General features: G+C 63.6%; 25 protein-coding genes and 1 tRNA gene. 5 read left to right on the forward strand and 21 right to left on the reverse strand.

Annotated elements, in window-relative coordinates; all coding sequences use genetic code 11:
* Window positions 1-107: 107 nt before the first annotated feature.
* The 3 genes from J8G26_RS15115 to J8G26_RS15125 form a co-directional block, all read right to left on the reverse strand.
* A complete protein-coding gene (locus J8G26_RS15115) occupies window positions 108-1112 on the reverse strand; it encodes a sulfate ABC transporter substrate-binding protein (protein ID WP_210569941.1) in 1005 nt (334 codons plus the stop codon).
* Window positions 1113-1333: 221 nt separating this feature from the next.
* The gene (locus J8G26_RS15120) at window positions 1334-1918 is read right to left on the reverse strand and encodes an alpha/beta hydrolase (RefSeq protein WP_210569943.1); all 585 of its coding nucleotides are present in this window, start codon (window positions 1916-1918) and stop codon (window positions 1334-1336) included.
* 100 nt (window positions 1919-2018) lie between these two features.
* The gene (locus J8G26_RS15125) at window positions 2019-2966 is read right to left on the reverse strand and encodes a LysR family transcriptional regulator (RefSeq protein WP_210569945.1); all 948 of its coding nucleotides are present in this window, start codon (window positions 2964-2966) and stop codon (window positions 2019-2021) included.
* Window positions 2967-3095: 129 nt separating this feature from the next.
* Here J8G26_RS15125 and J8G26_RS15130 point away from each other — a divergent pair, with 129 nt between their 5' ends.
* On the forward strand, window positions 3096-3737 hold the full coding sequence (locus tag J8G26_RS15130) for an FMN-dependent NADH-azoreductase (RefSeq protein ID WP_210570016.1): 642 nt from the start codon (window positions 3096-3098) through the stop codon (window positions 3735-3737).
* A gap of 147 nt (window positions 3738-3884) precedes the next feature.
* On the opposite strand, the gene J8G26_RS15135 is transcribed toward J8G26_RS15130, so the two are convergent.
* From J8G26_RS15135 to J8G26_RS15170, 8 genes are all read right to left on the reverse strand, one after another.
* Complete coding sequence (locus J8G26_RS15135) at window positions 3885-4436, reverse strand: NAD(P)H-dependent oxidoreductase (protein ID WP_210569947.1); 552 nt, start codon at window positions 4434-4436, stop codon at window positions 3885-3887.
* Window positions 4437-4616: 180 nt separating this feature from the next.
* Window positions 4617-5414 (reverse strand): MetQ/NlpA family ABC transporter substrate-binding protein, encoded by a 798-nt coding sequence (locus J8G26_RS15140; RefSeq protein WP_210569949.1) that lies wholly within the window; start codon window positions 5412-5414, stop codon window positions 4617-4619.
* A 105-nt stretch (window positions 5415-5519) separates the two neighbouring features.
* Entirely contained in the window at window positions 5520-6608 is a 1089-nt protein-coding gene (locus J8G26_RS15145; RefSeq protein ID WP_210569951.1) for a DUF6817 domain-containing protein, read from the reverse strand.
* Between the two features lie 74 nt (window positions 6609-6682).
* Window positions 6683-7750: a molybdenum ABC transporter ATP-binding protein gene (gene modC / locus J8G26_RS15150; RefSeq protein ID WP_210569953.1), complete on the reverse strand. Its 1068-nt coding sequence runs from the start codon at window positions 7748-7750 to the stop codon at window positions 6683-6685.
* Window position 7751: 1 nt separating this feature from the next.
* Window positions 7752-8429 (reverse strand): molybdate ABC transporter permease subunit, encoded by a 678-nt coding sequence (modB, locus tag J8G26_RS15155; protein WP_210569960.1) that lies wholly within the window; start codon window positions 8427-8429, stop codon window positions 7752-7754.
* A gap of 102 nt (window positions 8430-8531) precedes the next feature.
* Window positions 8532-9302, reverse strand: a complete 771-nt coding sequence (gene modA, locus J8G26_RS15160) for a molybdate ABC transporter substrate-binding protein (protein ID WP_210569962.1) — start codon at window positions 9300-9302, stop codon at window positions 8532-8534.
* 143 nt (window positions 9303-9445) lie between these two features.
* Entirely contained in the window at window positions 9446-10111 is a 666-nt protein-coding gene (locus J8G26_RS15165) for a methionine ABC transporter permease (protein ID WP_210569965.1), read from the reverse strand.
* A 3-nt stretch (window positions 10112-10114) separates the two neighbouring features.
* Entirely contained in the window at window positions 10115-11161 is a 1047-nt protein-coding gene (locus J8G26_RS15170) for a methionine ABC transporter ATP-binding protein (RefSeq protein ID WP_210569966.1), read from the reverse strand.
* Window positions 11162-11404: 243 nt separating this feature from the next.
* On the opposite strand from J8G26_RS15170, the gene J8G26_RS15175 reads away from it, so the two are divergent.
* The 3 genes from J8G26_RS15175 (at window position 11405) to J8G26_RS15185 (ending at window position 13676) form a co-directional block, all read left to right on the forward strand.
* On the forward strand, window positions 11405-12349 hold the full coding sequence (locus J8G26_RS15175; protein WP_210569968.1) for a hypothetical protein: 945 nt from the start codon (window positions 11405-11407) through the stop codon (window positions 12347-12349).
* A 156-nt stretch (window positions 12350-12505) separates the two neighbouring features.
* The gene (locus tag J8G26_RS15180; RefSeq protein WP_246881422.1) at window positions 12506-13264 is read left to right on the forward strand and encodes an alpha/beta hydrolase; all 759 of its coding nucleotides are present in this window, start codon (window positions 12506-12508) and stop codon (window positions 13262-13264) included.
* Window positions 13265-13289: 25 nt separating this feature from the next.
* The gene (locus tag J8G26_RS15185; protein WP_210569970.1) at window positions 13290-13676 is read left to right on the forward strand and encodes a hypothetical protein; all 387 of its coding nucleotides are present in this window, start codon (window positions 13290-13292) and stop codon (window positions 13674-13676) included.
* Between the two features lie 153 nt (window positions 13677-13829).
* On the opposite strand, the gene J8G26_RS15190 is transcribed toward J8G26_RS15185, so the two are convergent.
* The 5 genes from J8G26_RS15190 to tolB form a co-directional block, all read right to left on the reverse strand.
* Window positions 13830-13905, reverse strand: a tRNA-Lys gene (locus J8G26_RS15190).
* A gap of 42 nt (window positions 13906-13947) precedes the next feature.
* Window positions 13948-14781 carry a tRNA threonylcarbamoyladenosine dehydratase gene (locus J8G26_RS15195; RefSeq protein ID WP_210569972.1) on the reverse strand — a complete coding sequence of 278 codons (834 nt, stop codon included), beginning with the start codon at window positions 14779-14781 and terminating at the stop codon, window positions 13948-13950.
* Window positions 14778-15560 carry a tol-pal system protein YbgF gene (gene ybgF, locus J8G26_RS15200; RefSeq protein ID WP_210569974.1) on the reverse strand — a complete coding sequence of 261 codons (783 nt, stop codon included), beginning with the start codon at window positions 15558-15560 and terminating at the stop codon, window positions 14778-14780. Before ybgF ends, J8G26_RS15195 begins: the two co-directional genes overlap by 4 nt.
* Window positions 15560-16099: a peptidoglycan-associated lipoprotein Pal gene (pal, locus tag J8G26_RS15205; protein ID WP_087746146.1), complete on the reverse strand. Its 540-nt coding sequence runs from the start codon at window positions 16097-16099 to the stop codon at window positions 15560-15562. Before pal ends, ybgF begins: the two co-directional genes overlap by 1 nt.
* A gap of 41 nt (window positions 16100-16140) precedes the next feature.
* Complete coding sequence (tolB, locus tag J8G26_RS15210) at window positions 16141-17460, reverse strand: Tol-Pal system beta propeller repeat protein TolB (protein WP_210569976.1); 1320 nt, start codon at window positions 17458-17460, stop codon at window positions 16141-16143.
* Between the two features lie 119 nt (window positions 17461-17579).
* On the opposite strand from tolB, the gene msbA reads away from it, so the two are divergent.
* Complete coding sequence (gene msbA, locus J8G26_RS15215; protein WP_210569978.1) at window positions 17580-19367, forward strand: lipid A export permease/ATP-binding protein MsbA; 1788 nt, start codon at window positions 17580-17582, stop codon at window positions 19365-19367.
* 22 nt (window positions 19368-19389) lie between these two features.
* Here msbA and J8G26_RS15220 read toward each other — a convergent pair whose 3' ends face one another.
* The 5 genes from J8G26_RS15220 to tmk all read right to left on the reverse strand — a co-directional run bounded on the left by J8G26_RS15220 (window position 19390) and on the right by tmk (window position 22984).
* Window positions 19390-20061, reverse strand: a complete 672-nt coding sequence (locus tag J8G26_RS15220) for an ankyrin repeat domain-containing protein (RefSeq protein ID WP_210569980.1) — start codon at window positions 20059-20061, stop codon at window positions 19390-19392.
* The gene (locus J8G26_RS15225; RefSeq protein WP_087746154.1) at window positions 20058-20864 is read right to left on the reverse strand and encodes a TatD family hydrolase; all 807 of its coding nucleotides are present in this window, start codon (window positions 20862-20864) and stop codon (window positions 20058-20060) included. The genes J8G26_RS15220 and J8G26_RS15225 overlap by 4 nt, the downstream gene beginning before the upstream one ends.
* Window positions 20865-20926: 62 nt before the next feature.
* Complete coding sequence (locus tag J8G26_RS15230) at window positions 20927-21286, reverse strand: PilZ domain-containing protein (RefSeq protein ID WP_024814905.1); 360 nt, start codon at window positions 21284-21286, stop codon at window positions 20927-20929.
* Between the two features lie 16 nt (window positions 21287-21302).
* Window positions 21303-22310, reverse strand: a complete 1008-nt coding sequence (locus J8G26_RS15235; protein ID WP_210569982.1) for a DNA polymerase III subunit delta' — start codon at window positions 22308-22310, stop codon at window positions 21303-21305.
* Window positions 22307-22984 carry a dTMP kinase gene (tmk, locus tag J8G26_RS15240; RefSeq protein WP_210569984.1) on the reverse strand — a complete coding sequence of 226 codons (678 nt, stop codon included), beginning with the start codon at window positions 22982-22984 and terminating at the stop codon, window positions 22307-22309. The genes J8G26_RS15235 and tmk overlap by 4 nt, the downstream gene beginning before the upstream one ends.
* Window positions 22985-22995: the final 11 nt, after the last annotated feature.

The raw sequence follows: 22995 nt of genomic DNA on the forward strand, positions 1-22995 counted from the left end.
GCCGCGCAAGGGCCGCCCCGCCGCGCTGGCGGCGTCTCCCTTCCCGAATTGCGCAGCAATTCGAGAGAAGGGGGAAGGCGCGCAGCGACTCAGGGGGATGTTCACTCTTACTTGGCGCCAGGCGTGTAGAGTTTGTCGAACTGGCCGCCGTCGTTGAAGTGCACCTTCTGCGCTTCGGTCAGCGAGCCGAAATACTTGGCCACGGTGAACTGCTTGAGCGGCTTGAAGGTGGCGGCGTACTTCTTGAGCACGGCCTCCGAGCGGGGGCGGATGGCGTGCTTGGCGGCGATCTCCTGGGCTTCATCCGAATACAGGTAGTCCAGGTAGGCCTTGGCCAGCTGGGCCGTTCCCTTCTTGGCCACGACGCGCTCGACCACGGCCACGGGGTTCTCGGCCACCACGCTCACCGAGGGGTAGATCGCATCAACCTTGCCCGCGCCGAACTCGCGGTCGATGGAGACCACTTCGGATTCAAAGGTGATCAGCACATCGCCCTGGTTGCGCTGCAGGAAGGTAGCGGTAGCGTCACGTCCGCCCTTGGCAAGCACGGGCACATTCTTGTAGAGCTTGCCGACAAATTCGGCGGCCTGCGCTTCAGTGCCGCCCTTTTCACGCACGGCGCCCCAGGCTGCCAGATAGGCATAGCGGCCGTTGCCGCCCGTCTTGGGGTTGACCACGATCACCTGCACGCCGGGCTTGATGAGGTCGTCCCAGTCCTTGATGCCCTTGGGGTTGCCGTTCCGCACCAAAAACAGCATGGTCGATGTGGTGGGCGATGCGTCGTGCGGGAACTTCTTGGACCAGTCTTTCGCGACCACGCCGCTGTCGGCCAGAAACTGCACGTCGGTGGTGGTGTTCATGGTCACCACGTCGGCGGCCAGGCCATCGTTCACAGCGCGCGCCTGGGCGCTGGAGCCGGCGTGCGACTGGTCGATCTTGACGTCCTGGCCGGTGGTCTTTTTGTAGTGCGCGGCAAAGGCGGCGTTGTAGTCCTTGTAGAACTCGCGTGCCACGTCGTACGACACGTTCAGCAAGCTCTGCTGCGCCATGGATGCGCCGCTCGCGGCCAGGGCAACAGCGGCCAGAAGGGACTTGAGTTTCAGGGAGTTCATGGTGGTGCCATCCTAAAAAGCGGGAAATGACAACATTGTGCAGAGCGCCGTTTAAAACTCAAAAGAATATATTCTTGTTAATTAATCAACATTTGGAATATAGAGACATCCCTACCGGGGCCGGATGGCCTCCACGCCCTTCGGGTGTCCAGAGATTATGAAGGAAAAAATGGCGCAAACGCTTATGAACAAAGCGCTTCAAGCTATGTATAAAGGAGCAATCATGCAGCCGCAGGCGATGCGTACGGGCGAAGTGTGGGCTGCGCCAGACGGGCACCTGCCTCGCCGTCCAGGGATTGCAGCAACGCCCAGCCCAGCGGCCATTCGCCATGGCCCGAGTCGATGTTGATGTGCCCGGCGTTCTGCATGCGCACAAACTCGCTGCCCCAGGCCCGGGCGTAGGCACCCGCCAGGCGGATGGGGCAATACGGGTCGTTGCTGCTGGCCACCACGATGCTGCGGTAGGGCAGCGCTGCATAGGGCACGGGCGCAAAGTCGTTCAGGATGGCGCGGCGCTCGGGGTCGGCCGGGGCCACCAGCAGCGCGCCGCACACGCGGGCCGCTGCTTCCGGGCCAATGTGGGTGGTGGCAATGCAGCCCAGGCTGTGCGCCACGATGACCACAGGGTGCGGCGCGGCCAGCACGGTCTTTTCGAGCTGCCCGACCCAGGCCAGCCGCGTGGGCGTGATCCAGTCGTCCTGCACCACGCGGCGGGCGTGCGGCAAACGCTCGGCCCACAGGCTTTGCCAGTGGCCGGGGCCAGAGTCGCGCCAGCCCGGAACGATGATGATGGAAGTGGTGCTCACAGCTTTGGCATTTTGCGAGCCGCACCTTAAAACCCAAACGAATATATTGTTGTGACTTAATCACCAAAACATCTAAAAAACAACCCAGCGCCGCCCGCATTCAGATATCCGCGCCGTCCAGCCCCTGCAATGCCTGCCGCGCGGTCACGCTGCTGCGGCCGGGAGTGGCTTCGCCCAGGTAGTCCAGAAAGCTCCGCACGGCGGGCGACAGCCCCCGGCGCGACGGAAACACCGCATGCACGATGGCGGGCGCAGGTGCCCAGTCGGGCAGCACGCGCACCAGCTTGCCCTCGCGCATTTCGTCCTGGCACATGTAGTCGGGCATCCAGCACACACCGGTGCCGGCCACCGCCGCATATTTGAGCGTGAGCAAATCGTCGGCCACATAGCGCGGCTGGTGTTGCACCGTCTGGTGGGCGCCGCCGGGGCCGATGAGGGTCCAGGTGGAACGCCCATCGGGCGCCGACATGGCAATGCTGTCCATGCGGGACAGGTCTTCCAGCGTGCGGGGGGTGCCCTGGCGCGCCAGCAACCCGGGGCTGGCGACAAGTATCTGCGTCGTGTGGTCGAGGCGCTTGATTACCATGCTGCCGCTGTCGTCCAGCGTGGAGCGCACACGCAGCGCCACGTCGATGCCCTCCTCCACCAGGTTCACCGCGCGGTTGCTCACCAGCATCTCGATGCGCACCTGGGGGTGGCTGGCCAGAAACAGCGGCATGATCTCGGCCACCACCGTCTGGGCCAAGGTGACGGGGCAACTCACCCGGATGGTGCCGCGTGGCTCGGTCTGTACCTGGGCCACCGTGTCGGCGGCGGCCTGGGCCGATTCGCGCATGGCCTGGCAATGGCGCAAATAGGCTTCACCCACTTCGGTGAGCGAGAGCTTGCGCGTAGTGCGCTGCAGCAAGCGCACGCCCAGCTGGGCCTCCAGCTCGGAAACGCGCCGCGAAAGGCGGGATTTGGGAATGCCCAGGGCGCGCCCCGCAGCGGCAAAGCCGCCACGCTCCACCACCTCGGCAAAGTACAGCATGTCGTTCAGGTCTTGCATGTCGGCATCCATTGTTCTACTGATAGAACAACCTATCGCAAAATCACCAACTTATCAATCCAGCGCAACAGATTGCACAATCTCTCCATGGCCATATACCGTGACCGCCCCTTCATCAAGGAGAAACTCATGCAACTGCTTCACATTGATTCCGCCATCACCGGTGCCCATTCCGTTTCGCGCCAGCTGACCGCACAAATCGTGGCCGCCTACCAGGCCAACCACCCCGGCACCCAGGTGAGCTACCTCGACCTGGTGGCCAGCGCCCCCGCCCACTTCACCATGGACGCCATGGCCCTGCGCACCGGCCAGACCGAAGGCCTGAGCGAAGCGCAAAAGCGCGAAAACGCCGTGACCGAGCAACTGGTCAGCCAGTTCCTGGCGGCCGACGTGGTGGTGATCGGCGCACCGCTCTACAACTTCAGCATTCCCAGCCAGCTCAAAGCCTGGATTGACCGCATCGCCCAGCCCGGCCGCACGTTCCGGTACACCGCCAACGGCCCCGAAGGCCTGGCCAAGGGCAAGACCGTGATCATTGCCTCCACCCGTGGCGGCGTGTATTCGACCAGCGAAGGCGGCCAGGCGATGGAACACCAGGAGAGCTACCTGAAGGTCGTGCTGGGCTTCTTCGGCGTGACCGATGTGCGCTTTGTGCGCGCTGAAGGCGTGGCCATGGGCGACGCCGCCAAGGCCGCCGCACTGGAGAGCGCCGCCCAGGCCATCCGCAGCCAGGCAGCCGCCAACCAGGCCCAGGCAACACAGGCTGCCTGATTGAGGCCAAGGGCGCCCGCTGGCGACCGAGCGCTTTCTCGCCATTCATGAAGCCCGGCCTCGCGCCGGGCTTTTTGCGTTTTTTGAACCAAATACCGCTGTAGCACCTGATGGACAAGCGCCCGCAGCTATTTATTCAATAGCAAATTATGCGTTGTGCTTCTTGACCCAGGCGACGTACTGGTTCACCCAGCCTTGCAGGAATTCGCGGCTGCCCGCACCAATGCCACCGTCGGCATCAAACAGGCCGTCCTTGGCGTGGATGAACGCCTCGGGCTGGCCCAGCGTGGGCACATCCAGATAAGCCAGCACGTTGCGCAGATGCTGCTGCGCCATGGCCGTGCCGATGGCGCCCACCGATGCGCCGATCACGCCCGCCGGCTTGCCCGCCCACGCGCTCTGGCCGTAGGGGCGCGATGCGTGGTCGATGGCGTTCTTGAGCACGCCCGGCATCGAACGGTTGTATTCGGGCGTGACAAACAACAGACCCTGCGCAGCCTTGATCTCCCCCTTGAGCCGCAGCACCGAGGCGGCCTGCTGACCATCGTCGTCCTGGTTGTAGAGCGGCAAGTCATCCAGGCGCACTTGCGTGAAGCTAAAGTCTGCCGGCGCCAGCCGGGCCAGCGCCGTGGCCAGCTTGCGATTGAATGAATCCTTGCGAAGACTGCCGACGATGACGGCAATGTTGTACTGGCTCATGAAAACCTCCTGGGGGAGAAAAAACTACCGGCACAGCGCCGGCGGGCCATGGTAGCGCCGCCAAGGCCAGCGCGCCACCACGACATCGACAAGGCCCGCCAGCCCAACCTTGTTCCGCATGAAAAAAGCTGCTGGCGCTTATGGGTAAAGCGCCAGCAGCTATTTTTTAAGTGGCAAAAATCAGAAGCCCGGCAGCACCGAGCCCTTGAACTCCACTGCAATGAACTTGCGGATTTCTTCCGACTGGTAGGCCTTGAGCAGCTTGGCCACCCAGGGCTTGCTCTTGTCGGCTTCGCGCACGGCGATCAGGTTGACGTAGGGGCTCTTGGCGCTTTCCAGGGCGATGGCGTCCTTGACGGGGTTCAGGCCGGCAGAAATGGCGAAATTGGTGTTGACGGCCGATGCGTCCAGGTCATCCAGCGAGCGCGGCAGCTGTGCCGCGTCCAGCTCGACAAACTTCAGCTTCTTGGGGTTGCTCACCACATCGAGCGGCGTGGCCTTGAGGCCGGCACCCTCCTTGAGCTTGATCACGCCCTTGTCCTGCAGCAGCAGCAGCGCACGGCCGCCGTTGGTGGGGTCGTTGGGCAGGCCAAAGCGCGCTCCTTCCTTGAGCTCGTTCAGGCCCTTGACCTTCTTGGAATACAGGCCCATGGGGAAGTTGACGGTGTAGCCCACCGACACAATCTTGTAGCCCCGGTCTTTCACCTGGGCATCCAGGTAAGGCTGGTGCTGGTAGGCATTGGCATCAAGGTCGCCCGCGGCCAGCGCGGCATTGGGCTGCACGTAGTCGCTGAACTCGATCACCTGGATTTTCAGGCCGTCTTTCTCGGCCACTTTCTTGACCTGCTCAAAAATCTGGGCGTGCGGGCCAGCCGTCACACCGATCTTGAGCGACTTGTCTTGCGCCAACGCGCCCGTAGTGAAGCTGGCGGCCAGGGCCAGAACGAGGGCAGATTGCAGCAGGGAACGCTTGTTCACGGAAACACCTTTCGTAGGGAGATGTTTCACATCTTAGGGTTAGCCCTATAAAACACGAACAACTGTTTTTCTATTTTCTTAGCTCGTTATGAAATAAGAAACGATTCATCCACCCCGCAAGGCCGCGTTGTTCAGCTTGTCCAGTCGCTCGGGCCACCCGCCCTCGCTGGCGGATTGCAGCAGGATGCGCGTCCAGGCCACCCAGGCGTCCCACTGCACGCGCTTGTCCCATGCGTTGCCCCAGGCGCTGAAGCATTGCAGCGCACTCTGGGCGGCATGCTTGGCGTCGTCGCGCCGGCCCGCCGACAGATACAACTGCGCCAGCACCATCTGCGGCTCGCCCACCCAGGGGTTGTGGCGCACGGCCTGCTCCAGCACGACGGTGGCCACGTCCAGGTCCACCAGCGGCTGGTCTTGCTGAATCACCGACCAATACAACGACGTGGTGGCTGCCTCGGCCGCCACCGACAGGTGTTTGGTGCAATCAGCAAACACCGGGGGCACCGGCAGCAACCCCTTCAGGCCCGGGTGCTGCAGCGCCTGCCCCAGCCCCGCAATCTGGTGCAGCATGCGCCCGGTGGGCCGCATGGGCCCTGGCCACAGCGATGCCGCCCAGTGCACAGTCTGCGGGCGGTGTTGCACGTTGGGAAAACGCGAGTAGATATCGTCCTGCCAGCTGAACCACTGCTCGATGGGGTCGGCCATGCTGACGATGACAAAGGCCGCCACTTCAAAGGGCGTCAGCAAATGGCGCTGCCCGTCCTTGTCGAGCGCCAGGCTGCCATCGGCCTCCAACCCGCCACCCAGCACGCGCTGCACAAACTGCGTGCGCGACTGGGTGCAGAAAAGGTACACCAGGTGCTCGGCCGACTTACCCACCAGGTCGCGCAGGCGGGCCCGCTCGCTGGCCGGGTCAAACTTGACCAGATCGACAAAGGCGTTGCCATAGACACTGTGCAGCAACCCCAGCAGCCGCACAGCCCGCGGCTGCTGCCATAGCGTGAGCGAGCGCGCCACGCCCACCAGGTGGTGGCGAAAGGTGCCCGCCTTGTGCCAGTCCTGCCCCACGTTGCGCGCCAGCACGGTGGGCAGCACCGGGGCCAGGTCGGCGTCGTGAGTAATCCACTCGTCATCCAGCAGCGCCTGGGCGCGGGTGAAAAGTTGCTGGTCCAGGGGGTGAAATGGCAGGGTCATGGCGTGTTGTCTCCGTCGGTCGGTCCATCGGTGAAGCGCACAGTATCGTGGCTACAAAATTTGGCGTGCCGGGGTCACTCCATCAAAGCGACCGATTTCATCTGCACCCACAGCTCGCGTCCCGGCACCACACCCAGCGACGCGGCCGACCGCTTGGTAAGGCGGGCCAGCAGCATGGCGTCCCCCACGCGCACGCGCACCAGCGCAAGGCCCGGGTGCCCGTCGTCAGCCACGGCATCGACGCAGCCGCGCAGCACGTTCTGGATGCTGCTGGTTCCGGGCTCTTCGGCCAGGCTTACGTCCCGGGCCAGAACCCGCACCCGAACGCGGCGGCCGATGGGCAGGCCCTGGTCGCGCACCCACAGGCTGCCGCCCGAGAAATCTACCCGCGCCAGGTGCCATGCGTGATCCACTTCGCCCACCTGGCCATCGAGAACGGCGCCCGCGTCTTCCCCCAGCCGGATGGGCAAGTCGATGCGGGCCAGCGTTTGCGCCAGCGGCCCACAGGCCACCACCCGGCCGCCATCCAGCGCCACCAGGGTGTCGGCCAGCCGCGCCACTTCGTCGGGAGAGTGGCTGACGTACAGCATGGGAATGTCGAGCTCGTCGCGCAGGCGCTCCAGGTAAGGCAGGATTTCCTGTTTGCGCTGCAGGTCGAGCGCGGCCAGTGGCTCGTCCATCAGCAGCAGGCGCGGGTGCACGGCCAGTGCCCGCGCAATGGCCGCCCGCTGGCGTTCGCCGCCCGACAAGGTGCCCGGTTTGCGATCGAGCAGATGGCCAATGCCCAGCAACGCGATGGCCTGATCGACGCCCGCCTGCTGCGCGCCCTGGGTGCGCTTCATGCCGTAGCGCAGGTTGCCCATCACCGTCAGGTGCGCAAACAGGCTGGCCTCCTGGAACACATATCCAATGGGGCGCTGGTGCGTTGGCACCCAGCGGCCAGTGTCTTGCCACACCTCACCACCCACCACCAGGCGTCCTTGCGGCGCGCGCTCCAGACCGGCGATGCAGCGCAGCAGCGTGGTCTTGCCCGAGCCGGAATGACCGAACAGCGCGGTCACGCCGCGCACCGGCAGGCGCAAATCCACATCGAGGGAAAAGCCCGGCCAGCCGAGCTGAAAACGCGCTTCGATACCGTCCATCTCAGCCGCCCTTGCGGGGCTGCGGGCGCCAGGCATACAGGGCCAGCAGCACCACAAACGAGAAAATCAGCATCACCGCCGAGAGACGGTGGGCCTGCACGTATTCGAGCGCCTCGACATGGTCGTAGATTTGCACCGAGGCCACGCGGGTGACGCCGGGCAGGTTGCCGCCAATCATCAGCACCACACCGAACTCGCCCACCGTGTGGGCGAAGGTCAAAATCGAGGCCGTCAGAAACCCTGGCGCCGCCAGCGGCACCGCCACCGTAAAGAATGCATCGAGCGGGGAGGCGCGCAGTGTGGCGGCCACTTCCAGAGGCCGGTCGCCCACGGCCTCGAAAGCCGTTTGCAGCGGCTGCACCATGAAGGGCAAGGAATAGAACACCGAGGCAATGACCAGACCGCCAAAAGTGAAAGGCAACGGCCCCAGGTTCAATGCCTGGGTGAGTTGTCCCACTAGGCCGCTCGGCCCCATCGCCAGCAGCAGGTAAAAACCCAGCACCGAGGGCGGCAAGACCAGGGGCAAGGCCACCACCGCGCCAACCGGGCCCTTCCAGCGTGACGGCGTGCGCGCCAGCCACCAGGCAATGGGCGTTCCCACCAGCAGCAAGATCAGTGTCACCAGGCCCGCCAGGCGCACGGTCAGCCAGATGGCCTGCAGGTCACTGGCTGTCAGCATGGCGCCATCTCCCACACCCGGTGCCATACCGGGTTCCATACCCAGCCGGCAACACAAGCTCGACCACTGCCGCCAATGCCTGCACGCACACCAATGCCCTGCTTACTTGCTGGCGGCTTCGTCGGGCAAGACAAAACCATATTTGGCCATCACGGCACGGGCGGCCTTGCTGCCCATGTAGTCGGCAAACTGCCGGGCGAGTGTGTTGCTTGCAGCCCGCTTGGTGATGACAAAGCCCTGCTCCAGCGGCTGATGCAGGTGGTCCGGAATCAGCCAGTAACCGCCCTTGCTGGCCAGCTCTGGGTTGAGCGCCAGGGCCAGCGCGATGATGCCCACCTGCGCATTGCCGGTCTGCACGAACTGCGCGGCGTGGGCGATGTTTTCACCATAGACCAGCTTGGGCTCGACCTTGTCCCACAGGCCCGCTGCGCGCAGTGCTTCCTCGGCACGCTTGCCGTAAGGCGCGTGTTTGGGGTTGGCGATGGCGATGCGGGCGATTCTTGCGTCGGTCAGGCTGGCCAGCGTCATCTGGCGGGCATCCAGGGTGGCGCTCCACAGCACGATGCGGCCGACGGCATAAGGCGTCACATCCGAAGCAGCAAATCCGGCCTTGGCCAGGGCGCGTGGAAACGCGATGTCGGCAGAAAAATACAGGTCGTAGGGCGCGCCCTGCTGGATTTGGGTGTGGAACTTGCCCGACGAGCCGTAGATGACGTCCACCTGTTCGGCGCTGTGGGCCTGCTGAAAGGTGGCGACGATCTCGTCCATGGCGAACTTCAGGTCGGCCGCGGCCGCCACGGTGATCTTGCCAGCCTGGGCAGAAACCGCAAACAGCAGCGAACTGGCAAGCAACAGGGTGCGGATGAAATGCATGGCAGCAAGCATACGGCACGCACCCGGACCCGAGCATCACCCACATCAAAAACGGGCCGCGTCGTATCGACCGGCCCGTTTCAAGCAAAAACAGCCTCTGGCGCTTATGCAGAAAGCGCAAACAGCTATTAACTATATAGCAATCAGCGGTGACTCAGGCGCCGCACGGCCCAGTCGCCCAGGCTCTGGATGGCCTGCACAAAGAAGATCAGCACCACCACCACGGCCAGCATGATGTCGGGCAGAAAGCGCTGGTAGCCATAGCGGATGCCCAGGTCGCCCAGGCCGCCGCCGCCAATGGCGCCGGCCATGGCCGAGTAGCCGGTGAGGCTGACAAAGCTGATGGTCAGGCCGGCCACGATGCCGGGCAGCGCCTCGGGCAACAAGATCTTCCAGACGATCTGGCCGGTGGTCGCGCCCATCGACTGGGCAGCCTCGACCAGGCCGTTGTCCACCTCGCGCAGCGCGGTTTCCACCAGGCGTGCAATGAAGGGCGCGGCCGCCAGCGTGAGCGGCACCACGGCAGCCGCCGTGCCGATGGACGAGCCCGTGATGAGCCGCGTGAACGGGATGATGGCCACCAGCAGGATGATGAACGGCGTGGAGCGCACGGCGTTCACGATCCAGCCCACGGTCTTGTTGAGCGCGCTGTTTTCCAGCACGCCGCCCTGGTCGGTCAGGCGCAGGAAAACGCCCAGCGGAATGCCGATCAGGCCGCCCACCACGCCCGAGATGCCCACCATCACGATGGTTTCCCACAGCGAGGTGGCAAACAGCTCCAGCATCATTTCAGAAAAATTCTCGAACATCGCTCAGCCTTCCGTTGTCACTTCTTCCACCACCACGCCTTCACCGCGCAGCTGCGCGATGGCGGTTTGCAGCCGGGCGCCCTCGCCGCTGGCATACACGGCCAGCGAGCCAAAGGTCTGGTCCTGGATCTCGTCGATCTGACCATGCAGGATGGACAGGTCCAGCCCATGCTCGCGGATCAGGCGCGACAAAATGGGCTGGTAGGCCCGCTCGCCCGAGTACGACAGGCGCAGCAACTGGCCCACGCCGCCGCCCTGCAGCTGGCCCGACAGGTGACGCACATGGTCGAGCACGCTGGCGGGCAGCTCCTGCGGCACGATCTCATCGATCAGGCTCTTGGTGATGGCCTGCTGCGGGCGCGTGAACACGTCGATCACCGGGCCCTGCTCCACGATGCGGCCAGCGTCGATCACAGCCACCCGGTCGGCCACCTGCTTGATGACCTGCATCTGGTGCGTGATCAGCACCACCGTCAGGCCCAGCTCCTTGTTCACCTGGCGCAGCAGCGCCAGGATGGAGCGCGTGGTTTCGGGGTCGAGCGCGGATGTGGCCTCGTCGCTCAAAAGCACCTTGGGCCGGCTGGCCAGCGCGCGTGCAATGCCCACGCGCTGCTTTTGTCCGCCCGAAATCTGCGACGGGTAACGGTCGGCCAGCGCCGACAGGCCCACCAGCTCCAGCAGCGGGTTCACCCGCTCGCGGATGGCGGCCTTGTCCATGCCCGCCAGCTCCAGGGGCAGCGCGGCGTTGTCGAACACCGTGCGCGAGGACAGCAGGTTGAAGTGCTGGAACACCATGCCGATATCGCGGCGCGCGGCACGCAGATCGGCGTCATTGAGCTGGGTAAGGTCGCGGCCCGCCACGATCACCTCACCCTGGGTGGGCCGGTTGAGCAGGTTAATGACGCGCACCAACGAGCTCTTGCCCGCGCCGCTGCGGCCGATGATGCCGAACACTTCGCCCGGCGTGATGTGCAGGTCGATGCCGCGCAAGGCCTCGACCGGGCCTTGTGGGCCCGGATAAATCTGGGTGATGCCCCGTAAGTCGATCATGAAATGAAATTGCGCCACGAAGACCCCGGGGCCGCCGCAGCGCAAGAAGTTGGATGAATGCTGAACTGTAAACAAAAAATATAAACAATCAAACTATAGAAAAATAAAGTAATAAGACTGTCTGGTTATTTAGAAAAGTGACACCGGGGGCGGCCCGGCGCACCAGGTGGCCCCGATGCTCCGTAGGCAGTTCATTTCGCTAAAGTATTCAACACGAACAATGCTCGATACAGGAGGGGAGCAATGAAACCAACAATAAATGGTCAAAGAGTTCAATCTATGACGCCATGGATGGCGGTTCTCTTATTGAGCGTCGCTCTGCACCCTGCTCAAGCGCAGCAGTGGAAAGATGCTCCTGCCTACGACAAGGCATACGCCGCAGATGTTCTGGATCGCAGCACCTTGTATCTGCCCCTTTTTGGCGCAGTTTACCGGGCGAAGTTTGAGGTCATGCTTCAGAAGTTGCCGGGCGTGCGCGGCGTCATCATTCACAACCATGGATGCGGTGGCATGTGGGGTTGGGAAACCACGATTGCGCAGTTTTACTACCGTGAAGGCTTTGCCGTAGTCACCCCAGAATTCGTGACCCGCGAGGGAAACAAGACCGGCTGCCCTGGTGGATCGTCAGAAGAAATGCTGCGCCGGGCAGGAGAACGGGCCGCTGAAGGCATTTACACCGCCAAGAACCCCGCACGACTCGCGGCGCGGGGCGACGACATTCAAGAAGTGATCCGGTGGATCAAAACGCTCACGGACCTACCGATCTTCCTGAGCGGTCACAGCGAGGGCTGCCGAACCACCTACAACTGGAATCGCAACGAGCCCCAGGTCAAGGGCGGCATTTGCCACAAGCAGAGCGTGAATCGGCATTACGAACATCTGTGGAAATGGGACACCCGGTTGCCGATGTGGTCGTCCAACGAGGATGAAGACCCATGGGCTGGCGGCAGCAAGCAGTTCCCTGCAGTGGGCTTTGAAGAGAAATTCAAGGACAACCCACAGAACCTCACTTCGTTCCGCTATCCGGGTAACAGCCATGATCCGCTAGTGCGTTCTGGCGAGGGTCAGAGCTTGCGAGAGTGGCTCAACAAGCAAGTCAGTTTGCCACCGCTCAAGGGACAAAACGGCTTTAACTACGAAGACGCGTTGCCTGCGATTCAGAGTGAACTGAAAAAGAAAAATCGGTAAACAGTGCCCCAGTGACTGGTGAAGCACACCATAGGCAAGAATCTCACCAGCATACTGGGCAACCGGCGGCACGAGGGGCTGTGCCACGCCGACCATAGACCTTGGGCGTCGGTTTGTCGGCCGAAAGAACGATTTGGGATGAGTTCAATGAAGAGAATGTTCACTGCCGTTGCCTTATGGGCTCTTGCATTCATGAGCCATGCCGAAGGTACCCTGTTCAAGGTGCCAACGCGTGATGGGGTGACCACGACGCTATTTTGGGAACCTGCTCCAGATGCCAAGGCCACGGTGCTCTTGTTCCCTGGTGGCGCAGGAGGTTTCGGCAAGGTCGAAGCGGGCAAGGCTACGGGGCTCAACTTCCTGGTTCGCTCCGAGCCCTATTTCATCGCCAACGGCTTCAACGTTGCCATTTTCGGCCGCCCCAGCGATTCACAGGATCTTGACTACGCCGACCGCATCAGCGAGACGCACATGGCCGACGTGCGCAAAGTGCTGGAGTTCGTAAAACGCAAGACCGACGTGCCGGTCTGGATGGTTGGCACCAGCCGGGGCACAGTTTCAGCAGCGGCAGCAGCCATCAACATGCCTGACGCGATGGCGGGAGTGGTGCTGACCTCCAGCGTGGTTAGTTACAAGAAACCCGGCGCCGTGCCCAAACAGGATTTGGAGCAAATCAAGGTGCCCGTACTGGTGCTGCACCACGCCAAAGACGCCTGCCCTTTGTGTCAGCCGCACGAGGTGCCGGCCATCCTGCGCGGATTGAAGAACGCGCAGACCAAGAAGGAGATCATGGTCAGCGGTGGCGAGAATCCCACGGGCAATGTCTGCGAGGCTTTGCATTGGCATGGCTTCATTGGGATGGAGCGCGAGGCTGTCGATCTAATAGCCAACTGGATCAAATCCCCGACGAACTGAAGTGCGCATTCCATCATGAGCCCCCTTGTCCATCACCCATTCGCTGACACGCCGCCGCGCCTTGACCGGCATGGCCGCCTTACTCGCAGGCTCGCACGCATCCATCGCGGGTAGCCAGATCGGCGACTTTGTGAAGGCGGCAATGGCCACACAGATCGGCAATGACCGCGACTCTGCAGCCCGCAAGCATGGACGGATGTTCGGTGGGTATGGCTACCTGATCCGAACTAAAAACGCCACGCTGCCGGGCACGGCATGGGCTTCTGGCTGGGGTGGTCCGCGCACTGGCTGGTACTACAGCAGCGACCGGATGGTTCTGGTGCTCTCTCCAGCAGAGAGGCGTGGATGCCGGATGTGTATGAGCTTGCCAAGGACTGGTCTGCCATCAAAATTGAGGCCCGAGCCCGACTAATGTACGAGGCGAACGACAAGATTTCATTGCCAGTTGTCCAACAAAGTACATCTGCATCTAACCAAATTCTGGCAACGATCTGGCAATGAGCTTCTGGCAAGAAAAAAGCACTTAGGCATTTCTGCGCTAAGTGCTTGATTCATAACCAAATATTGGTGGGACGTGCGGGGGTCGAACCCACGACAAACGGATTAAAAGTCCGCTGCTCTACCAACTGAGCTAACGTCCCAACTTGCAGCAGAAATTTTATTAACTGCTGCAAAGCCTCGAATTATAGCGTGATTTTATCGCGCTTCTCGGTGTGAGCCGCCAGTTTATCGAGCACCCAACCAGCGGCACACTGCCCAAAGGTTGCCGTCACGGCCACGACAGAACCGTAACCGTGGCAATTCAAAGTGCCGTCGCCCTCCACTGCACATGAGGCATCGGGCGCAGCCACGGCCTCTCGGCTGAACACGCAGGTGACGCCCATCTTGCGCCCTTCCCGGGGGGCTTGATGGTGTTTGCGCAGTCGATAGCGCAACTGCGCCAGCAAGGGGTCGTGCGTTGTTGCGCTGAGATCTTCGATATCGATCTTGTGCGCATGCCGCTTGCCGCCCGCAGCACCCACGCTTACAAAGAGCGTACCCGTGTCGCGGGCCCAGGCTGCCATGGCGGTCTTGGCCTTGATCTGGTCACAGGCGTCAACCACGGCATCCACCGGTTCTGTCAGCAGGCTGGGCCAATTTTCTGGCGTGACGAAATCCTCAATGCACAGCACCTTGCAATGGGGATTGATCAGCCCAATGCGCTCCTGCATTGCCACCACCTTGGCCTGGCCGACAGTGGTGGTCAGTGCGTGAATTTGCCGATTGATGTTGGACTCGGCAACATGGTCCAAGTCGATCAGGGTGATGCGCCCGACGCCGCTGCGGGCCAGGGCCTCGGCCGCCCAGGACCCCACGCCGCCAATGCCCGTCACAACGACGTGGGATTGCCGGATGCGCTGCGCGCCGGCAACACCATACAAGCGCTCCAGGCCGCCAAAACGGCGCTGCGGATCGGCATCGAAACCCGCATCGCCCTCGACCACAGCGAAAGCTGCGGGCACGATCAATGCTGTCATTTGAGACGCGACAAGCGCTCTTTGGCAGCCACGGCGGCCTCGGATTGCGGATAGGCCCGCAACAGATCTTCCAAGGTCTTTCGGGCCGCGCGGGTTTCCTTCAGCTCGATCTGGCAGTTGGCGATGGACAACGCGGCTTCGGGCGCACGCGCGTGGCCAGGTGAGCCTGACAACAACAGCCTGAAGTTGCCAATGGCCTCCTTGTATTCACGCGCCGCGTACTGGGCATTGCCCAGCCAGAAGCGCGCCGACGGCACATAGCCGCTACGCGGGTATTGCCGAACAAACCCGGCAAACGCCGTATTGGCCTCGGCGAATTTGCCTGACCGGAAAGTCGCCAGGGCCGCCTCGAAATCGCGTTTCTCGGCCGCATCGGCCTGAAACTCCAGTCCGTCCACCGTGACATTCACGGGCTCAAACTGGCGCAAACGCTCATCGACACCTTGCGCGATATCCTTTTGGCGCCGCTGCAGCTCTCCCACGTCACGCAACAGCTGTTCGTTCTGTCCGCGCAATTTGGCTTGTTCCACGCGCAGCGCTTCAATTTGGGTCTGCAGGTCCAGCAATCCACGCCTCAGCTGCGAACTTTCATCAGCCGATTTGCGAATATCCTCCGCAGACCGCTGCTGCAGCGCGTCCGCCCGCTGCCGCAATTCAAGGATGGCACGCCGTGCCTCATCGTCCTCAAACAGCGCAGCGTGGCCGGTGGAAACAAAGGCGCCCGACAGAACCAGCACCAGCAGCGCCCTGGCGGGCGTGGGAAGCGTTGTTGTGCGCATCAACGGTAGGACAGTTCAGCACGGCGGTTTTGCGCGTGCACATCTTCACTGCCACCCTGGGCTGCCGGCTTCTCCTTGCCGAAGCTCACGGCTTCCACCTGGGCGTCAGAAACACCCAGCAAGCCAAGCGAGCGACGAACGGCTTCGGCCCGCTTTTGACCCAGGGCCAGGTTGTACTCGCGGCCACCGCGTTCGTCGGTGTGCCCTTCCACCATGACCTTGCGGTTGCCACTGGATTTGATGAAGCGGGCATGGGCTTCGATCAACGACTGAAACTCTGGCTTGATGACATAGCTGTCGTAATCAAAATAGACCAGACGGCTGACACCGACCGGGCCGGCCGCGTCACGTCCGGATTGCCCCAGATTGACACCGGCCACACCGCTCTGCCCGGCATTGCCGGAATTGGCTCCGCCATTGGCGCCTGTGGTGGGGATTGCCGATTTGTCTTCCACCGGAACGTCGTCCAGCTTGACGCCCGAACTGCACCCCGCCATGAGGGCAGCAACGGTGATGGCGAGGGAAATGCGTTTGATCATCCAAAATTCTCCTGAGCTGGGTATAAAAAATATGTGAAGGTTCACTGTTTCTGAAACGGACCCCAATCGGGCTCGCGAATATCGCCGCCCTGCCCAGCAAGGCGCGCCTTGATTTTCCCGTCCAGGGTCGTGGTCATGAGGGCTTCGCGGCCTTGCTGCTGCGTTGCATAAACGATCAAGCGGCTGTTCGGGGCGAAGCTGGGGTTTTCATCGGCGCTGGTGTCGGTAATGGCCGAAACCGCTCCCGATGACAGATCCATCACATGCAGCTTGAACGCCCCGCTGACGCGCGAGATGTAGGCCAACCAGCGACCATCCGGACTAATGCTGGGCGAGATGTTGTAGGTGCCCGTGAAGGTGACGCGCTCGGCGTTGCCGCCAGTGGCAGGCACCTTGTAGACCTGGGGGGCGCCGCCGCGGTCACTCACAAAATAAATGCTGCGGCCGTCGCTGGAATACACCGGCTCGGTGTCGATGCCCGCACTTTGCATCAATCGGCGCGGCTCGCCACCGTTGGCGTCAATGGTGTAGAGCTGCGAGGCCCCGTCCCGGCTCAGGGTCACGGCCAGCGTGCGGCCATCCGGCGCCCATGCGGGCGCGCTGTTGGAGCCACGGAAATTGGCGATGAGCCGGCGCCGCCCCGTTGCCACGTCGTGCACATACACCACGGGCTTGCGCGACTCGAACGACACATAGGCAATCTGCCCGCCATTGGGCGACCAGGCCGGTGAAATGATGGGCTCGGGGCTGGACAAGGCAGACTGCGCGTTTTCGCCATCGGCATCTGCCACCCAAAGGCTGTAGCGCGTGCCCGTCTTGGTGACATACACAATGCGCGTCGAGAAAACACCGCGCTCGCCGGTCAGTTTTTCGTAGATGAAGTCGGCAATGCGGTGCGCCACCAGGCGCAGATCGCCTTGGGTCACCACAAAACTCTGGCCACCCAGGTCTTGCCCGCGCACCACATCCCACAGGCGAAAGCGCACATCAAAGCGCCCATCGGCCAGACGCGTCACGCCTCCAGTGGCGAGCGAATCAGCGCTTTTTTGCCGCCACAGCGCCACATCGGGGCGCGAGGTTTCGTCGAGCGCTGAGCCCGATGCATCCACGGCGCGAAATTGCCCGCTGCGCTCCAGGTCGGCCTGAACGATGGCGGCGATTTTCTGGGGGGACTGCGCCTCGCCGCGAAAGGGGGCAATGGCGATGGGCAACTGGGTCAGCCCAACGCCCGTGACCTCGACGCGAAATTGCGCCAGGGCGGGCAGTGCGGGGGTGGAGATCAGCGCGGCCAGCAAGCGGCGGCGCAGTGGTTGCGGCAGGGCCGCAGCAAGGAGGGTGGTAGGAGTTCGATCAGTGGTCATTGGCAGCCAGCGGAAACCGAGCGAAAGCCGGTGGACAGACGTGAATGTTACACACCATCCGTGCACCCCTGTGACAAACTGTGCAATGGGCGCGCAGCGAAACGTAGAATCCGCCCCACATGCACGCCACCGATACGAACGCCCAGGCGGCTTCCGCCGCGCTGCCATCCGCGCCCAGCCTGCGCGCCCGCCTGGCGCGACTCTCGGCCTATTTCGGCCACCATCGCCTCGCCTGGGTCGTTGCCATCGTGGCGACCCTGGTGGGCGCCGCCACCGAGCCGCTCATTCCCGCGTTGCTGCAACCGCTGCTCGATCGCGGCTTCACCCAGGGCACGCTGCAGCTGTGGATGGTGCCGGTGGCCATTCTGGGCGTTTTTTTGGTGCGCGGAATGGCCCAGTTCGTGGCCCAGTATGCGCTGGCACGCATTGCCAACGAAGGCATGCTGGCGCTGCGGCAAGCGCTGTTCGATCGCGTATTGGCAGCGGAAATGGCCCTTTTCAGCCGCCAATCGGCCAGCGCGCTGTCCAACACCGTGGTGTACGAGGTGCAGACAGGCTCCACCCTGCTGGTGCAGGCATTGATGGGTTTGTCGCGCGACGGCTTCACGCTCATTGCCTTGCTGGGCTATCTGCTTTTCCTGAACTGGCAACTCACGCTGATTGTGGCCGTGGTGGTGCCCGGCGTCGCGTGGATCATGAAGACCCTGTCCCGGCGCCTGTACAGCCTGACCAAAAGCAGCCAGCAAGCAACGGACGAACTGGCCTATGTGGTGGAAGAAAACGTATTGGCGCATCGCATGGTGCGCCTGCATGGGGCGCAGGCCGGTCAGGCCGCGCGCTTTGGCAGCCTGAGCCGGAACCTGCGTCGCCTGGCCATCAAATCGACCATCGCATCGTCATCCATGACGCCTCTGACCCAGTTGCTGGCCGCTGCCGCCCTGTCGACGGTGATCTGCATCGCCCTGTGGCAAAACCGGGGCGCGGTGGACACGCGGGATGTGACGGTGGGCGGCTTTGTCGCGTTCATCACGGCCATGCTCATGCTGATTGCCCCCATCCGCCGGCTGGCCGATGTAGCCAACCCGATCACCCGGGGCCTGGCGGCGCTGGAGCGTGGGCTTGCACTGCTCAACGATGCGGCTGCAGAAACCGGCGGCCAATACACCACCGAGCGGGCGCAAGGCGCCCTGACCTTGCAGGACGTGACGGTGTCCTTCGGCCCGGAGCACGCACCCGCCCTGGACCGCGTGAGCCTGTCCGTTCAACCCGGCGAAATCGTGGCCCTGGTGGGCCCGTCGGGCGCGGGCAAGACCACCCTGGTGAACCTGCTGCCCCGTTTCGTGAGCCCCTCGTCGGGCCAGATCCTGCTGGACGGCCACCCCCTGGACGAATGGCGCCTCGATGCGTTGCGCTCGCAATTCGCCATGGTCAGCCAGGATGTGGTGATGTTCAACGACACCATCGCCGCCAACGTGGCCTTGGGCAGCAGCGTGGATGAGCAACGGGTGCACGCGTGCCTGGCGGCTGCGAATCTGACAGAACATGTGGCCGCCCTCCCCCTGGGCATCCACACGGTGGTGGGGCACAACGCCACGCAGCTTTCGGGTGGACAGCGCCAGCGCCTGGCCATCGCACGGGCCCTGTACAAGGATGCGCCCATCCTCATCCTGGATGAAGCCACCTCCGCGCTGGACACCGAATCAGAGCGGTTGGTGCAGGATGCCCTGCAACGGCTCATGCACGGCCGCACCACGCTGGTCATTGCGCACCGCCTGTCCACCATCGAACACGCCGACCGCGTGGTGGTGATGGAGCGGGGCCGCGTGGTGGAACAAGGCACGCACAGCGCCTTGCTGGCCAGCGGCGGGCTGTATGCCCGCCTGCAAAATCGCCCTGCCGCTGGTTAGGGCCTGCGCCCTGCACCGTCGGCTACCACTTGCCGCGGTTGGGCTGGCGGCGGCGAATGGCGGCGGCAATGGTTTCTGCCGTCTCCTTGCGACTGACCCGCAGCGCGAAATCAGTGGCGCTCAGCCCCAGCTGATTTTTCAGTGAAGGATCTGCGCCCTCATCCAGCAACAGCTGCACGGCATCGCTCGTGCCATATTGCGCCGCCATCATCAAGGGCGTGGTGCCGTTGGGCGACGCCGCGTCGATGTAGGCATGGTTCTCCAGCAACAGGGCGATGATGCGCGCGTGCTCGGGCGTGGTGCCCGAGGCGGCATAGTGCAGGGCCGTCCAGCCCGGCTTGTTCACATCGGCATCCCGCGCAATCAAGGCCTTGACAACCTCGACATGGCCCTTGATGGCGGCCAGCATGAGCGGGCTTTCGTCCTGCACGTTGCGTGCTTCCACATCCAGCTGCCGCGCGCCCATGAGTGCGTCAAAGGCCTTGCGGGAATCGAGCTGCAGCGCCAACGTTAGCCCAACCTGCCCCTTGAGATCGCGCGTGTTCGGGTCAAAACCGCGCCGCAGCAGCGCTGCAATCGCGGCGCCATCATCGCGCCGGATGGCGGTGAAAAAGTCGTCGTAGGAGCCGGCGTGCGCCACCGCGCTCGCTGCCACCAGCGCCAGGGCCAGCACGGAACGGCGTTGCAGGCTCATGCCACCACTCCTTTAAACAATGCCTCGAAGTTGCGGCTGGTGGCCTGGGCCACCACGTCCACCTCGATGCCCCGCGTCAGCGCGATCTGCTGCGCCACCAGGGGCACATACGACGGGTTGTTGGTCTTGCCCCGGTAAGGCACGGGCGCGAGATAAGGGCTGTCGGTTTCAATCAGCATGCGATCCAGGGGAACATAGGCCGCCACATCGCGCAATTCCTGCGCACTCTTGAACGTGACGATGCCCGAGAACGAGATGTAGTAGCCCAGGTCGAGCGCGGCCCGCGCCACCTGCATCGACTCGGTAAAGCAGTGGAACACACCGCCCGCCAGATTGCCCGCACCATCTTCGCCCTCTTCGCGCAGGATGGCCAGGGTGTCGTCCGAGGCGCTGCGGGTGTGGATCACCAGGGGCTTGCCGCAGGCCCGCGCAGCGCGGATGTGCGTGCGAAAGCGCTCGCGCTGCCATTCCAGGTCGGCAATGCTGCGCCCGCCCTTGCGGTCTTCCATGCCGTAATAGTCCAGGCCCGTTTCACCAATGGCTACCACGCGGGGCAACGCGGCGCGGTCCAGCAGGTCTTGCACCGATGGCTCGGTCACGCCTTCGTTGTCGGGGTGCACGCCCACGGTGCTCCAGAAATTGTCGTGGGCCAGCGCCAGCGCATGCACGCCATCGAATTCCTCCATGGTGGTGCAGATGCACAAGGCCCGCTCCACCTGGGCGTCGGCCATGGCCTGGCGGATGGCGGGCAACTGGCTAAGCAGTTCCGGAAAGTTGAGGTGGCAGTGCGAATCAGTAAACATGCAATTTCAAAACAAAAAAACCGACCAGCCAGCGCGGGTCGGCACAGGATCACACCACGCCATCAGATGGTTTGCGTGGGTCGCTCCGAACCCAGGGCCGTGCCCAGCAGTTCCTCGATCTTGGCCTTGAGCTGGCGCGATTTTTCGTCCTTGGGGAACTGGATGCCAACCCCCTGCGTGCGGTTGCCCGCTGCGCGCGGCGGGGTGACCCAGGCCACGCGGCCGGCCACAGGATAGCGCTGGGTGTCGTCGGGCAGGGTCAGCAGCACATACACATCGTCACCCAGTTTGTAGTCGCGCGGCGTGGGAACAAAAATGCCCCCCTCCACAAAAAAGGGAATGTAGGCCGCGTACAAGGCGGCCTTTTCCTTGATGGCCAGCTGCATGACGCTGGGACGGGGCGCGGTGGATGGACTGCTCATGGGTGGAGGTTGCGGCTTAGTGTCGGGAGTGTAGGGTGTTTCGCGCCTGGGCGACAAGCGCCTCCAGCATCAGGCCCGCATTGAAGGGATGGTCGGCCGTGCGTGCCGCCTTGACCAGGGCGCGCGACCAGCGCGTGAGGGCTCCCAGCGGCGGCGGCTTGGGCAAATCACCCGGCGCGAAATAGCGCGGTGCCGCGCCCACGCCAGCAGCCAGCAGGTCGTGGCACAGCTTTTGAAGTGCGTCGATCGCCTGGGCGGGCGCCCAATCGCCCAGCGCCGCCACGTCGCCGCGCGCCATGGCCTGGGGCAGTGCCGCCCAGGCCTGCGGGCTGCGCCCGGACCGCGCCAGCGCCAGGGCGTCATCCGGCCGACCACCGGTGGATCGCAGATGCGCGGCGGCGGCTGCCGGCTCAATCCCCTGCCTGGCCAGCCACTGCAAACTGTCGGCCTCGGCCGGCCAGACCATGGTGTGGCCCAGGCAACGGCTGCGAATGGTCGGCAGCAGCTGGTGCGCAGCTTCGCTGGCCAGCACAAAACGCACGTCGCCCGGCGGCTCCTCCAGCGTTTTGAGCAGCGCATTGGCCGTGACGTGGTTCATCTGCTCGGCGGGGTAGACCAGCACCGCCTTGCCCCGCCCACGGGCCGAGGTGCGCTGCGAAAACTCCACCGCATCGCGCATGGCCTCCACTCGGATCTCGCGGCTGGGCTTGCGTTTCTTGTCGTCAATATCGGCCTGGGCTTTTTCCGACAGCGGCCAGCCCAGGGCCATCATCTGCACCTCGGGCATCAACACGCACAGGTCGGCGTGGGTGCGCACGTCAATGGCGTGGCAGCTGCCGCACTGGCCGCAGGCGCCCTGCTCTGTCGGCGCATCACACAACCATGCGCGGACCAACTCCAGCCCCAATGCGTACTGCCCCAGGCCCGATGGCCCCTGCAGCAACCACGCATGGCCGCGCTGGGCCAGCAGACTGGTGCGCTGTGCGGCAATCCACGGCGCCAACGCCACGACAGATCCGCTCATTGCGGGCCTCCCTGGCTGGCCACCATGATCGCCAGCCAGCCCTTGCGCACGAACACGCTGGTGAGCTGCTGCCACACGCGGTGGCGGTCCTGCGCGGCATCCAGGCGTGCAAAGCGCTGGGGCGCTGCGGCGGCCCGGTCCGCATAGCCCTGCGCCACGCGGCGGAAAAATTCGACGGGCTGCGCCTCAAAACGGTCAGGGACGCGCGCTCCGGCCAGGCGCTCGGCGGCGACCTCGGGAGCGAGATCGAACCAGACGGTCAAATCAGGTTCACGCATCCAATCGGCATCAGGCGCAAGCCCCGTCTGCGCAAGGTGCTCCAAAGTTGATAGCACCCCAAGGTCAAACCCCCGCCCTGCTCCCTGGTAGGCAAAGGTGGCGTCGGTGAAGCGGTCGCACAGCACCACATCGCCCCGCGCCAGGGCGGGCTCGATGACATTGCGCAGGTGGTCGCGGCGCGCGGCAAAAATCAGCAGCGACTCGGTGAGCGCATCCATGGGGTCGTTCAGCACCATGGCGCGCAGTTTTTCGGCCAGCGGGGTGCCACCCGGCTCGCGGCTCACGGTGACCGTGCGCCCCTGGGCGCGAAAGGCCTGGGCCAGGCCCTCGATGTGCGAGGACTTGCCGGCACCGTCGATGCCTTCAAAGGTAATGAACAGACCGGGTCGTGACATGGAATCCTTGG

Origin of the sequence: Acidovorax sp. JG5 (genome assembly GCF_017939685.1) — a bacterium.
Taxonomy (GTDB): Bacteria; Pseudomonadota; Gammaproteobacteria; order Burkholderiales; family Burkholderiaceae_C; genus Acidovorax.